Here is a 14,399-nt window from a genome sequence, read left to right as displayed (position 1 = left end):
TCGATGGGAGCGCTCGTGGAAGCGGACCGGGAGTACTGGCGCGGCGTGCTGACCGCCGGCGGTTTCACCGCGGTACCCCGCTGGGTGCGGGAGCCGGCGGCGGGTGCGGCCGAGCACGTGACGGTGCTGCCGGACGACGTCGCCGCAGCGGTGCGCGGGTTGGCGGACGACCTGCGCGTGCCGGTGAGTTCCGTGCTGCTGGCGGCGCACGCCAAGGTGCTGGCCGCGCTGTCCGGTGAGCGGGAGGTGGTGACGGGCTACGCCGCCGGGGTGGCGGGCGGGCCGCTGCCGTGCCGCCTGGCGGTCGACCCGGGGTCGTGGCGCGAACTGGTGCTCGGCGCTCACCGCGTCGAGGCCCGGGTGCTGGCACACCGGGAGTTCCCGGTGGACGCGCTGCGCCGGGAGCTGGGGCTCGAGGGGCCGTCGTACGAGGTCGTCCTGGACCCCACGGGCGCCGGGTACGAGCCGGCCGGCGACACGGTGCTGGCCGTGGACTTCGGTGACCGGGGCGGGCGGCCGGTGATGCGGGTGCGGTACCGCACCGACGTCCTGGACGCCGCGTGCGCGGCCCGGATCGGCGGCTACCACCTGACCGCGCTGCGGCTGATCGCGGCCGACCCGGACGCCGGGCATGCGCGGCAGAGCCTGCTGTCGGCGGAGGAGATGCGGTACCAGCTCGAAGGACTGGCCGGACCGTACCGGGCCCTGCCCGACATTCGGGCGCACGAACTGTTCGAGCAGCGGGTGCGGGCCCACCCCGAGGCGGTGGCCGCCGTACACGGCGAGCGCAGGTGGACGTACGCGGAGCTGAACGCGCGCGCCAACCGGCTCGCCCGGGCCCTGCTGGCCCGTGGACTCGGCCGCGAGGACGTCGTGGCGGTGGTCACCGAACGCGATCTCGACTGGCTGGCCTCGGTGCTGGCGGTGTTCAAGGCCGGAGGCGTCTACCTGCCCATCGAGCCGCACTTCCCGGCGGGCCGTATCGGCACCACGCTGTCGCGTGCCGGGTGCCGGCTGGTGCTCACCGAGTCCGGCAGCACCGACACCCTCGACCGGGCCCTGGCCACGCTGCCGGGCGTCGAGAAGCTGCTGGTCGAGACGGCGTACGCGGAGGAGCACGCCGAGGACGACCTCGGCCTGGAGGTGAGCGCCGGTCAACTGGCGTACATCTACTTCACCTCCGGCTCCACCGGCGAGCCCAAGGGGGCGATGTGCGAGCACGCGGGCATGCTCAACCACCTCCACGCCAAGATCGAGGACCTCGAGATCGGCCAGGGGCGGGTGGTGGCGCAGACGGCCCCGCAGTGCTTCGACATCTCGCTGTGGCAGTTGCTGGCCGCACTGCTGGTCGGCGGGCGGACGCTGCTGGTCGAACAGGACGTGGTCGTGGACGTCGAGCGGTTCGTCGACACCCTGGTCCGCGGCCGGGTCGCGGTCGTCCAGGTCGTGCCCTCCTACCTGGAGGTGGTGGTGTCGTATCTGGAGCGGCACCCCCGCGAACTGCCGGACCTGACGTGTGTGTCGGTGACCGGTGAGGCCCTGAAGCGGGAACTGGTGCAGCGCTGGTTCGCGATCCAGCCGGGGATCCGACTGCTCAACGCCTACGGGCTGACCGAGACCTCCGACGACACCAACCACGAGGTCCTGGACCGGGTACCCGAACGGGTGCTGCTGGGGCGTCCCGTCAGCAACGTGCGCGTCTACGTCGTCGACGAGCATCTCTCGCTGGTGCCGCTGGGCGCCCCCGGGGTGATCGCGTTCTCCGGGGTGTGCGTGGGGCGCGGGTACGTCAACGATCCCGAGCGGACCCGTCAGGCGTACCTGCAGGATCCGTACCGGCCCGGCGAGCGCCTCTACCTGGGGGGTGACTGGGGGCGCTGGCATCCCGACGGCAAGCTGGAGTTCCTGGGCCGCCGGGACAACCAGGTCAAGATCCGCGGTTTCCGCATCGAGATCGGCGAGGTGGAGAACACGCTGCTGCGGGTGCCCGGGGTGCGGGACGGCGCCGTGGTCACCGCCGAACTGGCCGGTGGCAGCACGCACCTGATCGCCTTCTACACCGGCCGGCGCCAGGACACGGAGGCACTGCGCGAGACGCTGGGCGCCGCGCTGCCCGCCTACATGGTCCCGACGGCCTTCCACTGGCAGGACAGCCTGCCGCTGACCGCCAACGGCAAGATCGACCGCAAGGCCCTGACCGCGCTCGCCGAACGGACCGAGCCGGCCCCGGACGGCGACCGGGCCGGGGTGCAGGACCGTGCCCCGCGCACCCCGACCGAGCGGAAGCTTGCGGCGACCTGGGCCGATCTCCTGGGCGTACCCGAGCACCGGATCGGCCGGCAGGACCACTTCTTCGACTCGGGCGGTACCTCCCTGTCGGCGGTCAAGCTCACCATCGCCCTGGACCGGGCGGTGTCCCTGAAGGACATCACCCGGCACCCGGTGCTCGCCGACCTCGCCGCCCTCCTGGACGGCGCCGTCCCCCAGCGCCCGGAGCTGCTGCAGCCGCTGTCGCAGCCGGACGGTGTGCCGGAGTGCGCCCTCGTCTGCTTCCCCTACGCGGGCGGCAACGCGGTCAACTTCCGTCCGATGGCCGGTGCCCTGGCGGACGCCGGGCCCGCGGTGTACGCCGTCGAACTGCCCGGTCACGACCTGGCCGCCACCAGCGAGCCGTTCGCGCCGATCGCCGAGGTGGCCGAGCAGGTCGTCGCCGAGATCACCGGTCGTGGCCTGACCAGGGTCATGCTGTGGGGCCACTCCTCGGGTACCGCGCCGGCGCTGGAGACCGCGAGGAGGCTGCGGGAGCGCGGTGTGGACGTGCCGCGGGTGTTCCTCGGTGCCCAACTGCTCGGGACGGCGGCCGAGCGGCGCGCCGCCGTCACCGAGCTGACGCAGCGGGGCAACGCCGAGATCGCCGCCCGGCTGAGCGCGGACAGCGGCTACACGGAGCTGGGCGAACTGAGCGTGCAGCACGCCGAGCACGTCGGCGCCGCCTACCGGCACGACTGCATCGGTGCGCACCAGTACTTCGCCGACGCCCTGGAAGCCCCGCCCGCCGTGCGGCTGTCCACGCCGGTCACCGTGGTCGTCGCCGCGGACGACCCCCACACGGCGGATTACCGCGACCGGTACCGCGAGTGGGAGCTGCTGGCCGAGCACGTGGAGCTGTGCGAACTGCCGGACGGCGGCCACTACTTCCCGCGCACCCGCCCGGACGGGGCGGCGCAGGCCGTCCTGGGCGCGACCGAACTGCTGCCCTCCGGGTGAGCCCCCGTCCATCCGTCAGCCCCAGTCCAACCGTCAAGTCCCCGTCTCCCCGTCGGCCTCTCCGCGAGGCGAGCGAAAGGAAGAACCGAGATGTCGTCATCGTCCCTGGCCTCGCTGCCCGAGGTGGCACTGCAGCCGGGCAGACCGCCGATCCTGCGCGTCGAGGCCGCCGGTGACGCGGCGCGCTGGGCGGCCGAGAACCGGGAAGCGCTGCGCGCGCGGGTCGCCGAGCACGGCGCACTGCTCGTCCGCGGCCTGGGACTCAAGGAGGCGGGGCAGGCCGGCGCCGTCTTCACCGCGCTGGCCGGGGAGCTGATGACGGAACGGGAGGCCTTCGCCCCCCGGCAGACGCACGGGCCCGGGCTGTACTCCTCCGCGACCTGGCCGGCCAACCAGCCGATGTGCATGCACCACGAGCTGAGCTACACCCTGGAGTGTCCCGGCCTGATGCTGTTCGCGTGCCTGACCGCGCCGGGCCAGGGCGGGGCGACCGCGGTGGCCGACGCGGAAGAGGTGCTGCGGGCGCTGCCGGCCGACATCAGCGAACGGTTCGAGCGCGAGGGCTGGCTGCTCACCCGCAGCTACAACGACGAGATCGGGGCGTCCCTGACGGAGTCGTTCGGCACCGACGACCGGGACGCCATCGAGCGCTACTGCCGCGAGAACGCCATCGACGCCGACTGGCGGCCCGACGGGTCGCTGCGCACCCGGCAGCGGCGCGCCGCCGTGGTGCGGCACCCGGTCACCGGACGGCGCTGCTGGTTCAACCAGATCGCCTTCCTCAACGAATGGACGCTCGCGCCCGAAGTGCGCGAGTACCTGGTGGACGAGTACGGGGAGGACGGGCTGCCGTTCAACACCCGCTTCGGGGACGGCAGTCCCATCGGCGAGGACATCGTCGACCTGCTCAACACCGTCTACGAGCAGCACACGCGTCGCGAGCCCTGGCAGGCGGGCGACGTGATGCTGGTCGACAACATCCGCACCGCACACAGCAGAGAGGCCTACACCGGGGACCGCCAGGTGCTGGTCGCCATGGCCGAGCCGCGCCGCCTGGCCGACTGCTGCCCGACCCCGGAGGTGACCCGGCGATGACCGTCCTGTCGTCCCCCACCGCCCAGCCCGCACCCGGCCCCACGGCTGAGCCCACCTTCGCGGTGATCTCCGGCGCCGAGGTGCGGCAGGCCCTCGAAGGGCGCGAACAACAGATCGTGGAACTGGTCGAGGCAACCTACCGGCTCCACGGCGCCGGTGACTCGGTCAATCCCCCGTCGTACTTCCTGCGCTTCCCCGACCGCCCCACCTCCCGGATCATCGCGTTGCCGGCCTCCATCGGCGGCCCGAACCGGGTGGACGGCATGAAGTGGATCTCCAGCTTCCCGGCCAACGTCACGTCCGGACTGCCCCGGGCCTCGGCGGTGCTCATCCTCAACGACCACGAGACCGGGTACCCCTTCGCCTGCCTGGAGAGTTCCATCATCAGCGCCACCAGGACGGCGGCGTCCGCCGCGCTGGCGGCCGACCGGCTCAGCCGCGGGCGGTCCCGCCCGACCCGGGTCGGCTTCTTCGGCACCGGCCTGATCGCCCGCTACATCCACACCTTCCTGGCCGGCACCGGCTGGACCTTCGACGCCATCGGCCTGCACGACCTGTCCGCCGACAGCACCGCCGGCTTCCGCGGTTACCTCGAACAGGCGGGCACCGGCGGCGAGGTCACGGTCCACGACAGCGCCGAGGCGCTGATCCGCTCCAGCGACCTGGTCGTCTTCGCCACCGTCGCCGGCACTCCGCACGTCTCGAACCCGGCCTGGTTCTCCCACCACCCCCTGGTTCTGCACGTGTCCCTGCGCGACCTCGCTCCCGAGGTCCTGCTCGCGTCCGCCAACGTCGTCGATGACGTCGAGCACTGTCTGAAAGCCGACACCTCTCCCCATCTGACCGAGAAGCTCACGGGCGGCCGCGACTTCCTCGACGGCACCCTCGACGACGTCATGGCCGGACGGGTGACCCTGCCGGACGACCGGACGGTGATCTTCTCGCCGTTCGGGCTCGGCGTCCTCGACCTCGCCGTCGGCAAGTACGTCTACGACGAAGTGGCGCGCTCCGGACACCTCCACCTCATCGACCACTTCTTCCACGATCTGCGCCGCTACGGCTGAAGGTATCCCTCAGTCCTGGCATCAGGAGGCCACCGTGCCTGTCATCTCCGCTCCCCATGCCTTCAACGAGAGCCAGCTCTACGTCGACCTGCGGTCGATCCTCGGCCGCCCCCTCTATCTGAAGTGCGAGGGCTTCAACTTCGCCGGTTCGATCAAGTTGAAGGCCGCGACCGAGATGGTCGAGACCGCCGAGAGGGACGGGCTCCTGACGCCGGATTCGATCCTGGTCGAGTCCTCGTCGGGCAACCTGGGCGTGGCGCTCAGCATGATCGCCGCGAGCAAGGGCTACCGGTTCCTGTGTGTGACGGACTCCCGGTGCAACCTGTCGACCAGGCTGCTGATGGAGTCCCTGGGCAGCAAGGTGCACATCATCTCCGACCTCGACGCCAACGGCGGGTTCCTCGGCGCGCGGATCGAGTACGTCCGCGCGCTGTGCGCCGCCGACGACCGGTACGTGTGGCTCAGCCAGTACACCAACCCGGGCAACTGGCGGGCGCACTACCGCAAGACGGCTCCGGAGATCGCATCCCAGTTCCCCCGTCTCGACGTGCTGTTCGTCGGGGCGGGCACCACCGGGACTCTCATGGGTTGCGCGCGTTACTTCCGCCAGTGGCACCGGCCGGTGCACATCGTGGCGGTCGACGCCGTGGGATCGGTGGCCTTCGGTGGCGAGCCGGGCCGCCGGATGATCCCCGGTCTGGGCATGAGCATGCGCCCGCCGCTGCTGGACGAGTCGTACGTCGACGAGGTGATCCGGGTCGAGGAGGCGGACACCATCCGTGCCTGCCACCGTCTGGCCCGGCGGGGGTTCCTGTTCGGCGGCTCCACGGGGACGGTGGTCAGCGGCGCCATGGACTGGCTGTCCCGGCACGACACCCGGAACCTCACCACGGTCGCCATCGCACCGGACCTCGGCGAGCGCTATCTCGACACCATCTACCAGGCCAACTGGCTGCACGACCTGTACGGCGAACACATACTCGACTCCGAGGAGATGGCCGCCGGTTCCCACGAGAGAGGGGAGCCCATGACACGGACGTCGGGCCGCCGGCGGAAGTCGTAGCACGGCGGCGCCCGCCGCTCCGGTGGGGGGTTGCCAGCTCCGCAGCCGGCCGCCGCCGGGTCGAGGGGGCGCGGCCGGGCGCCGGGCGTGGCGGTCACGGCCGACCGGCCTGCCGCAGGGCGCCGGGTGTTCGTACGGCGGTCCCCCGTGCCCCTGGGGCCCCGACCGGGAGCGCGACCGCCGTCACGGCACCCCCGGGGAGCCGGTGCTCAGGTCGAGGCGTCGGCGCCCACCGGTTCCCGCGCCCGCAGGTGGTAGACGCGGAAGGCCCGCCCGATGACCGGCTGGGCAACGTTGCGCACCTTGACGCCGCCGGCGGTCATGCCGTGTTCCGTGCCGGCGTGCGCGTGCCCGTGCACCGCGAGGTCCGCACCGGCCGTGTCGATCGCCTCGGCCAGCAGATAGGTCCCGAGGAACGGATAGATCTCCAGGGGTTCGCCGGCCAGCGTCTCCGGGACGGGCGAATAGTGGGTGAGCGCGATCCGGGCGTCGCAGCCCTGCTCGTCCAGCTCCTCCAGGGCCTTGCGCAGGGCGTCGGCCGAGCGGCGCGAAGTCCGCACGAACTCCTTCATCAGCGGTTCCCCGAACTCCCCCGCGCTGCGGCCGACGAATCCGCCGCAGAACCCCTTGGTGCCGGCCACGCCAACCCGCGGGCCCCCGGCCTCCACGACGGTTCCCTCTCCCTCGAGGACCCGCGCCCCGGCGTCCCGGAGGATGGCGGTGACCTCGTCCGGCCGCTCGTCGTGGTGGTCGTGGTTGCCCAGCACCGCCACGACCGGCACCGCGAGGTCCTTGATCTCCTGCGCCACCACGCGGGCCTCCTCCGGTGTGCCGTGGCGGGTGAGGTCCCCGGCCAGCAACAGCAGGTCGGCACATTCGGGCAGGGATTCGAACGCGGGCCGCAGCACGCCCTGGCTGCCGGATCCCATGTGGATGTCCCCGACGGCTGCCACGCGGATCATGTGAGCTCCTCCGCCTGGTCGGGAGACGAGGCGTCCGCGACGACGATGTCGTAGTGGACCGGTATGCCGGCCAGTTCCTCGCGGACCATGCCGAGGATTTCGTCACGGCACTGGACGGAGGCGACCGTGCCGGTCAGCAGCACCGCCTCGCCGCGCACCTCGACCCGGACACCCAGTTCACCGGGGTGCCCCCCGGCCAGGTGCTCCAGGAGGTGGGCGACGCGGTACTCCGCGTTCAGAGCGGGTGCGGCACCGGGTGGTGCCTGCTCCGAGCCGTGCTGGGTCATGGTGCCTCCCTGTGCGGGGCGATGACGTTCAGGCGTTCGAGGAGGAAGAAGAAGGCGGCGGGCATCGGTTCGTCGCCGCAGTCGCGCCGCACCCGCTCCCAGTCGACCTTCTCGCGCAGCGCGCGGGCGACGGGCAGGACCGCTCCGAAGTCGCAGTGGTGCTCCGAGAAGGCGGCGATCAGACTCCACAGCAGGTCGGTGGGCGACAGCACGGGCATACGCACCGAGGCGACGGAGAGCTCCTGTGCCCGGGCGAGCATGTCCGTGGTGACGGGCCGGTGCGCCAGCTCGAAGATGACGTCGATGTCCTGGTCGAAGCACGTCGCCTTCAGCAGCCAGTCCTCCGGGGGCCGGTAGACCGTCAGGCCGGCTTCGCTCAGCGTGTCCGCCACCGCCTCGGCGTCCTCCGGCCGCACACAGAAGTCGGTGTCGTGCTGCAGGTTCTGGCTGCCGCCGTGGGCGTACACGGCCACGCTTCCGGCCAGGGCGAACGCGTGGCCCTTGCCCTTGAGCACGGCGCCGACCCGTTTGGTCGCCTCGAGGATGGCCTGGTGGCGGTCGTGCGGCAGTCCGCGCTCCCCCGGACGTGGATCGGACTGTTCGGGATTCTTCGTCGCCGGACGCAGTTCGCGCACCTCCGATCGCCGGGCAGGGGCCGCGTGATCCCCGTGCTGTGCCATGGTCACTCCATCGCCGTCCCGAGCAGAGCCCGGTGCCGTCGTTCCCGGGCAGCCCTTCGTGCTTCGTCTGAGTACCCGGTCCGCTGCTCTCGACACAGAACCGTCCGCGGGCCCCGGCGGGACGGACGGTCACAGCCGGGCGACGACCAGGGCGATGTCGTCGCGGGCGCCGCCGGCCACGCCGAGCCGGGCCAGCAGGGTGTCGGCGAGGCGCTCGGGGCCGAGGGAGCACTGGCGGCACAGGACGTCCGTCAGGCGGTCCAGGCCCGCTCCTATGCTCTGGTCGCGGCGTTCGATCAGCCCGTCGGTGTAGAGCACGAGCGTGTCGCCGGGGGCGTAGGTCTGGCCGGCCTGCGGCCGGGGCACATGCTGCGGCCGGGCGCCCAGCGGCGGGTCGGTGGCCCGGTCCAGCATCTCGCAGCTGCCGTCCTGATGGACCAGAACCGGCGGCGGGTGACCCGCGCTGCTGTAGATGAGCAACTGGCTGCGGGGCTCCACCATCACCTTGACGGCGGTGGTGTTCAGCGCGCCCTCGACGGAGCGGGCGTACAGGCTCAGCACCTCCAGGGCCTGGGCGGGCCACTCCAGGGCGCGGGTGGCCGCGCTGAGCGCGCTGCGGAGCATGCCCATGACGGCGGCGGCCTCCAGGCCGTGCCCGACGACGTCGCCGACGGCCACCGCGAAGCGCTCGTCGGGCAGGTCGACCAGGTCGTACCAGTCGCCGCACACGTTCAGCGAGCCGGTGGCGGGCAGATAGCGCACGGCGACGTTCTCGTGGTGGGCGAGGTCGGGGGACTGGAGCATGGCCTCCTGCAGGGTCAGGGCCACCTGGCGCTCCCGCCGGTGGGCATGGCGCAGCTCCTCGTTCAGCCGCTGCAGCTCGCGCGCCCGTGCGTACAGCTCGGCCTCCAGTGCCTCCCGCTCGGTGAGCTTGTTCGTCAGCCGCAACTCGCCCGCGCCGTGGGTCTGGACGTACGCGGTCACGTCCTCCACGCCCAGGATGATCGAGCCCACGCTGCCGTCGCGCCGCAGGATCGGTGTGTTGATCGGCGACCACCACCGCTCCTCGAAGACGCCGGGGCGGCCCATGATGGGGATGTCGTACTTCTGCAGCGCCATGGTGTCGGGCTGCCGGGTGACCAGGACCCGGTGCAGCGAGGCGTTCAGGTTCCGCACCCCGTCGGCGCCGGGGTCGTCCGGGTTGTCGGGGAAGGCGTCGAAGACATGCCGTCCGATCAGGTCCTGGCGGGTGCGCCTGGTGGCGTCCAGGTAGGCCTGGTTGACCTCCACGATGACCAGGTCGGTGCCCAGCACCAGGTAGGGGCTCGGTGTGGCGGCGAACAGGGCCGCGTAGTCGATGTCCGGCATCGTCACCGTCTCCCTTCGCGCCCCCCTGGTGCCCGCCCCTTCACGCTACGGTCATCGCAGGTCGGACGCCCACCGCGACAGGCCCTGCGGTGCGGGCGACGGCCTCCGTCCCGGTCTCCGGCCGGGTCCGCGCCGCTGCCCCCGCCCGCCCCGTCCGCGGCCCCGTCGGCGAGAACGTCCTGTCGAACCGGGTCCGGTACGGCTCCGGGTACCGGGCGCCCGACGCGGGGAGCTCCGCGTGCCCGCCCCGCTCCGCGACCCGCCCGGTCAGGGCGAACGTGAGCAGCGGCGTGACCACCTTTCCGGCGACCCCGGACAGCGTGTGGCCGAAGGCGCGCTGGGCGCCGATCACGTCGTTGTTGAGACGACTGACGAGCGCTCGCGTACGAGTACGTGTGAAGAACGCGACCGGCATGCGCTGCACATGATCGAACACAGTCGTCCGCAGGTCGAGGATGAGGCCCTCGCCGAGCGTGGCCGAAAGCCCGCGGCCGAGAAGCCCGAGCGCCGCCTCGGCGAGCGCGATGAGGGCGAGGAGCACCGACGGCCGTACGACCGTGCCGCGGTCGCCGTGCGACACGATCGCGTCGACGACACGGCCGGCGAGCACGGGCGTGGCGACGGCGAGCAGTGCGGTGAGCACACCCTCCACGACGAACTGCGCCACGCGCCGCCGGTGCGGGCGGGCGAACGCGCCGATGCGGCGCGGCACGGCCCGGGCGAAGGGGCGGCGCTCCGCCTGCGCGGTCATGACACCGTGGAGCCGCCGTCAGGCCGTGGTCTCCCTGCTCATGGGACCGGCGACAGGACCTCGAGCTTCGTCGAGGTCCACGAGCGGCGCGCGGGCTCTCCCGTGGCTTGCCCGGCGCGTCAGCCTCCGTCCCCGCGCACGCAACCTCGCGTTGGTGCGGTGCGGAGAACCTCTGCCGGTGTGACTGTTCTGCGTCTCCCTCAGGGACTCCCCAGACGTGTTCCGGTCCGCCAGGTGCTGTGCCTGCTCCCGCTCGTCCTTGTGACCGTGGTCGCGGTGCGGCACCGCTCGGTGCTCGCGGAGGGCTTCGGTCATCTCCGGGCGGCCGAGTGGCCGTGGCTGCTGGCCGCCGCGGGCGCCACCTGTCTGACGTGGGTCGCGGCCGCCGTCACCCGGCAGGGCGCGGTGGTGCAGCGGTTGCCCCTGCGCCGGCTGGTCGCCACCCAGTTCGCGGCGGGCGCCGCCAACCACCTGCTGCCCACGGGCCTGGGCGCCGGTGCGGTCAACCTGCGGTTCATGACCGTGTGCGGGGTGCCGCTCGCCCGTTCCTCGGCGGCGCTCGCGCTGTACCTGCTCGCCGAATCGGTGACCCGGGTCGGTCTGCTGCTGGTGCTGCTGATCACCTTCCCGGACGCTCTCCACCTCGGCGGTCTCGTGCCCGCCTCGGCGGCCGGGCCGCTGCTGCCGGCGGCGGCCGGGGCGGTGTGCGCGGCGGTGGCGGTGCCGCTGCTGGTGCGGCGGGTGCGGACAGCGGTGTGGTCCTTCCTGCGCACGGCGCTCTGCGAGGCACGCTCGGTGCACACCCGTCCCGCCCGGGCGCTCGCCCTGTGGGGCGGCTCGCTGGCCTTTCCCACGCTGCAGGCGGCCGGGCTCGCCGCGGTGGGGCGGGCGCTGTCGCTTCCGGTGTCGCCCCTGCACATGGTGGTGGCCTATCTGGCGGCGACCGTCGCGGTCGCCATGGTGCCCACCCCGGGCGGTATCGGCTCGGTGGAGGCGGCCCTGGTGATCGCCCTGGTCGCGGCGGGCGGCCCGGTGGCCGTGGCGACGGCGGTGGTGCTGGCGTACCGGATCATCACGGTGTGGCTGCCGCTGCTGCCGGGGGCGCTGACCCTGGGGGCGCTGGTACGGCTGAGGGTGATCTGACGGTGGTCTGACCCGGGACGGCGGCTGTACCGGGGAGTAACCTCTGGGCCTTCTCCCCGCCCTTCCGAGAGCAGCCGAAAGGGGCAGCCGATGCCGGTCCGCGTCGAACGTCAGGAACACGTTTTCACGGTCGTCCTCTCCCGGCCGGAGGCCCGCAACGCGGTGGACGGGCCGACGGCCGCCGAACTGGCGGCCGCGTTCCGCGAGTTCGATGCGGACGAGACGGCGCGGGTGGCGGTGCTGTGGGGCGAGGGAGGGACGTTCTGCGCGGGCGCCGACCTCAAGGCGGCCGGGACCGGACGCGGCAACCGGGTCGCCGAGGACGGCGACGGTCCGATGGGCCCGACCCGGCTGAGGCTGTCCAAGCCGGTGATCGCGGCGGTCGCGGGGCACGCCGTGGCCGGCGGTCTCGAACTGGCGCTCTGGTGCGACCTGCGGGTGGCCGAGGAGGACGCGGTGTTCGGGGTGTTCTGCCGCCGCTGGGGAGTGCCGCTCATCGACGGCGGGACCGTCCGGCTGCCGCGGCTGATCGGCACCGGCCGGGCGATGGACATGATCCTCACCGGCCGCCCGGTGCCGGCCCGGGAGGCGTATGAGATGGGGCTCGCCAACCGAGTCGTCCCGACCGGGCGCGCTCGTGCCGAGGCGGAGGAACTGGCCGCCGCGATCTCCCGCTTCCCCCAGGCCTGCCTGCGCGGCGACCGGGCCTCGGTGCTCGACCAGGAAGGGCTGGACGAGCGGGCGGCCCTGCGCGGCGAACTCCGGCACGGCATGGACGTACTGGCCGAGGGCCTGGAGGGCGCTGCGCGGTTCGCGGCGGGTGCCGGCCGGCACGGATCGTTCTCGGACATGTGACGACCGGGCGCTCGTCGTGACGCCGATGGCCGCTTCCCGCCGTTCCGGTGAGGGGAGGTCAGAAACATACGGCAGGATGAATCCCCGCTCCGGACGGCGAACACCTGTCCGGACGTGATCGTGCAATCCGTGATTCGAGCAGGTGGCAAGGTGACGATTCATCACTTCCGGCCCTGGGGCCTCTTCTGCCGTGCGGGAGGTGACCGGTGAACCGTGCTGTGACCCTGGACGACCTCATCCTCGGCGGGATCGCCCTGGCCGCGGGGTTCCTGACGGCGTTCTCGTCGCGCACGCTGCTGCGCTGGCTGGCCAAGCACGCCAAGCGCACTCGCTGGAGCGGTGACGACGTGATCGTGGACGCGCTGCGCACGGTGGTGCCGTGGGCGGCGATCGCGGGCGGCGCGGCGGTCGCGGCCGCGGTGCTGCCGCTGACGCGCACGGTCCAGCGTCACGTCAACCAGAGCCTGACCGTGCTGCTCATCTTCGTGATCACCCTCTCCGCGGCCCGCGTGATCGCGGGCCTGGTGCGGACGGTCACGCAGTCCCGCTCCGGAGTCGCGGGGTCCGCCACGATCTTCGTCAACATCACGCGGATCCTGGTCCTGGCCATCGGCTTCCTGGTGGTGCTGCAGACGCTGGGCATCTCCATCGCGCCGCTGCTCACCGCCCTGGGCGTGGGCGGCCTGGCGGTCGCGCTGGCTCTGCAGGACACGCTCGCGAACCTGTTCGCGGGCATCCACATCCTCGCCTCCAAGACCGTCCAGCCCGGCGACTACATCCGGCTGAGCAGCGGCGAGGAGGGCTATGTCGTGGACATCAACTGGCGGCAGACGACCGTCCGCCAGCTCTCCAACAACCTGGTCGTGATCCCCAACGGTCAGCTCGCCAAGACGAACATGACCAACTACACCCGTCCCGAGCAGCAGCTGACGGTGCTCGTCCAGGTCGGCGTCGCCTACGACAGCGACCTTGAGCACGTCGAGAAGGTCACCACCGAGGTCGTCGCCGAGGTGATGGCGGAGATCGCCGGCGCGGTCCCGGACCATGAGCCGGCCGTCCGCTTCCACACCTTCGGCGACTCGCGCATCGGCTTCACGGTGATCCTCGGCGTCGGCGAGTTCAGCGACCAGTACCGGATCAAGCACGAGTTCATCAAGCGCCTGCACAAGCGGTACCGGGCCGAGGGCATCCGCATTCCGGCGCCGACGCGGACGGTGGCGCTCCAGCAGGGCTCGGTCGTCATCCCGCCGCAGCGCAGCGGCGAGGACCGGGTGGTCGAGGCCGGTTAAGGCCACGGTCGGGCCGGCCGGGCCGGAGTCGGGTGGGCGGCGGTCGGACGACCGGCGGTTCTATGCTCGAGAGAGCATGATGTCTTCGTCAGAATCCCCCACTCCGGCTCCGGCGGCCCGCTCGCTCGACCAGAAGCTGGACGCGGTCGCGCGCCAGCCGTTCCGCGCGAAGTTCCGTCTGCGCGGGCGCGACCTGGCCACGGCCCGGCTGAGGGGCCCCGCCACGATCCGCTGGCACGCCTACGACCTCGTAGCGAAGCGTCTGGCGCCCGCCGAACCGTACAAGGACGGCAGGCAGACCCCCTACCGGGGCCACCCGGTCTTCGTCGCCCAGCACGCGACCGCGACCTGCTGCCGCACCTGCCTGGAGCGCTGGCACGGGATCCCCAAGGGGCGGGAGCTGAGCCGCGCGGAGCACGCCTACGTGGTCGCCGTGATCTGCCGTTGGATCGAGCGCGAGGCGGCGGAGGCGTCCTGAGACCGGCATCGGGGCGTCCGTGGCGCAGGCCACTGTCGAGCGGGGTCCGCCTACGAGATATCTTGATGTCGAGCAATGTTGCAGACGTGGAGCGGAG

The 14,399-nt window shown here is 72.4% G+C and carries 12 protein-coding genes and 1 pseudogene; 8 read left to right on the top strand and 5 right to left on the bottom strand.

What is annotated here, in order from left to right; genetic code table 11:
* Positions 1-3: 3 nt before the first annotated feature.
* From ACZ4SW_RS13035 to sbnA, 4 genes are all read left to right on the top strand, one after another.
* A complete protein-coding gene (locus ACZ4SW_RS13035; protein ID WP_468241757.1) occupies positions 4-3,267 on the top strand; it encodes a non-ribosomal peptide synthetase in 3,264 nt (1,087 codons plus the stop codon).
* A gap of 90 nt (positions 3,268-3,357) precedes the next feature.
* Positions 3,358-4,362 carry a TauD/TfdA family dioxygenase gene (locus tag ACZ4SW_RS13030; protein ID WP_468241755.1) on the top strand — a complete coding sequence of 335 codons (1,005 nt, stop codon included), beginning with the start codon at positions 3,358-3,360 and terminating at the stop codon, positions 4,360-4,362.
* The gene (gene sbnB / locus ACZ4SW_RS13025) at positions 4,359-5,426 is read left to right on the top strand and encodes a 2,3-diaminopropionate biosynthesis protein SbnB (RefSeq protein ID WP_468241753.1); all 1,068 of its coding nucleotides are present in this window, start codon (positions 4,359-4,361) and stop codon (positions 5,424-5,426) included. The genes ACZ4SW_RS13030 and sbnB overlap by 4 nt, the downstream gene beginning before the upstream one ends.
* A gap of 34 nt (positions 5,427-5,460) precedes the next feature.
* Positions 5,461-6,489, top strand: coding sequence for a 2,3-diaminopropionate biosynthesis protein SbnA (gene sbnA, locus ACZ4SW_RS13020; protein WP_468241751.1), 1,029 nt, complete (start codon positions 5,461-5,463; stop codon positions 6,487-6,489).
* A 209-nt stretch (positions 6,490-6,698) separates the two neighbouring features.
* Here the strand turns inward: sbnA and ACZ4SW_RS13015 are convergent, their stop codons facing one another.
* From ACZ4SW_RS13015 to ACZ4SW_RS12995, 5 genes and pseudogenes are all read right to left on the bottom strand, one after another.
* Positions 6,699-7,451, bottom strand: coding sequence for a metallophosphoesterase family protein (locus tag ACZ4SW_RS13015; protein ID WP_468241749.1), 753 nt, complete (start codon positions 7,449-7,451; stop codon positions 6,699-6,701).
* Positions 7,448-7,738 (bottom strand): BON domain-containing protein, encoded by a 291-nt coding sequence (locus ACZ4SW_RS13010; protein WP_468241747.1) that lies wholly within the window; start codon positions 7,736-7,738, stop codon positions 7,448-7,450. The genes ACZ4SW_RS13015 and ACZ4SW_RS13010 overlap by 4 nt, the downstream gene beginning before the upstream one ends.
* The gene (locus ACZ4SW_RS13005; RefSeq protein WP_468241745.1) at positions 7,735-8,418 is read right to left on the bottom strand and encodes a nucleotidyltransferase family protein; all 684 of its coding nucleotides are present in this window, start codon (positions 8,416-8,418) and stop codon (positions 7,735-7,737) included. The genes ACZ4SW_RS13010 and ACZ4SW_RS13005 overlap by 4 nt, the downstream gene beginning before the upstream one ends.
* 129 nt (positions 8,419-8,547) lie before the next feature.
* Positions 8,548-9,786: a PP2C family protein-serine/threonine phosphatase gene (locus ACZ4SW_RS13000; RefSeq protein ID WP_468241742.1), complete on the bottom strand. Its 1,239-nt coding sequence runs from the start codon at positions 9,784-9,786 to the stop codon at positions 8,548-8,550.
* A gap of 268 nt (positions 9,787-10,054) precedes the next feature.
* Positions 10,055-10,537 (bottom strand): annotated as a pseudogene (locus ACZ4SW_RS12995) (ABC transporter transmembrane domain-containing protein); the annotation flags it as partial.
* 180 nt (positions 10,538-10,717) lie between these two features.
* On the opposite strand from ACZ4SW_RS12995, the gene ACZ4SW_RS12990 reads away from it, so the two are divergent.
* The 4 genes from ACZ4SW_RS12990 (at position 10,718) to ACZ4SW_RS12975 (ending at position 14,302) form a co-directional block, all read left to right on the top strand.
* Positions 10,718-11,680, top strand: coding sequence for a lysylphosphatidylglycerol synthase transmembrane domain-containing protein (locus ACZ4SW_RS12990; RefSeq protein WP_468241740.1), 963 nt, complete (start codon positions 10,718-10,720; stop codon positions 11,678-11,680).
* A gap of 90 nt (positions 11,681-11,770) precedes the next feature.
* Positions 11,771-12,535 carry a crotonase/enoyl-CoA hydratase family protein gene (locus tag ACZ4SW_RS12985; protein WP_468241738.1) on the top strand — a complete coding sequence of 255 codons (765 nt, stop codon included), beginning with the start codon at positions 11,771-11,773 and terminating at the stop codon, positions 12,533-12,535.
* 206 nt (positions 12,536-12,741) lie between these two features.
* The gene (locus ACZ4SW_RS12980; protein ID WP_468241736.1) at positions 12,742-13,824 is read left to right on the top strand and encodes a mechanosensitive ion channel family protein; all 1,083 of its coding nucleotides are present in this window, start codon (positions 12,742-12,744) and stop codon (positions 13,822-13,824) included.
* 76 nt (positions 13,825-13,900) lie between these two features.
* Complete coding sequence (locus tag ACZ4SW_RS12975; RefSeq protein WP_468241734.1) at positions 13,901-14,302, top strand: DUF4186 domain-containing protein; 402 nt, start codon at positions 13,901-13,903, stop codon at positions 14,300-14,302.
* The last annotated feature ends 97 nt before the right edge of the window (positions 14,303-14,399 follow it).

Source organism: Streptomyces sp. NPDC028331 (assembly GCF_055565775.1).
This window is presented reverse-complemented; position numbering and strand designations above follow the sequence as displayed.

Coding starts and splice junctions, on each gene's coding strand:
- ACZ4SW_RS13005 (WP_468241745.1), bottom strand. CDS start 8,418: ATGGCACAGCACGGGGATCACGCGGCCCCTGCCCGGCGATCGGAGGTG.
- ACZ4SW_RS12975 (WP_468241734.1), top strand. CDS start 13,901: ATGATGTCTTCGTCAGAATCCCCCACTCCGGCTCCGGCGGCCCGCTCG.
- ACZ4SW_RS13000 (WP_468241742.1), bottom strand. CDS start 9,786: ATGCCGGACATCGACTACGCGGCCCTGTTCGCCGCCACACCGAGCCCC.
- ACZ4SW_RS13010 (WP_468241747.1), bottom strand. CDS start 7,738: ATGACCCAGCACGGCTCGGAGCAGGCACCACCCGGTGCCGCACCCGCT.
- ACZ4SW_RS13015 (WP_468241749.1), bottom strand. CDS start 7,451: ATGATCCGCGTGGCAGCCGTCGGGGACATCCACATGGGATCCGGCAGC.
- sbnB (WP_468241753.1), top strand. CDS start 4,359: ATGACCGTCCTGTCGTCCCCCACCGCCCAGCCCGCACCCGGCCCCACG.
- ACZ4SW_RS12985 (WP_468241738.1), top strand. CDS start 11,771: ATGCCGGTCCGCGTCGAACGTCAGGAACACGTTTTCACGGTCGTCCTC.
- ACZ4SW_RS13035 (WP_468241757.1), top strand. CDS start 4: ATGGGAGCGCTCGTGGAAGCGGACCGGGAGTACTGGCGCGGCGTGCTG.
- ACZ4SW_RS13030 (WP_468241755.1), top strand. CDS start 3,358: ATGTCGTCATCGTCCCTGGCCTCGCTGCCCGAGGTGGCACTGCAGCCG.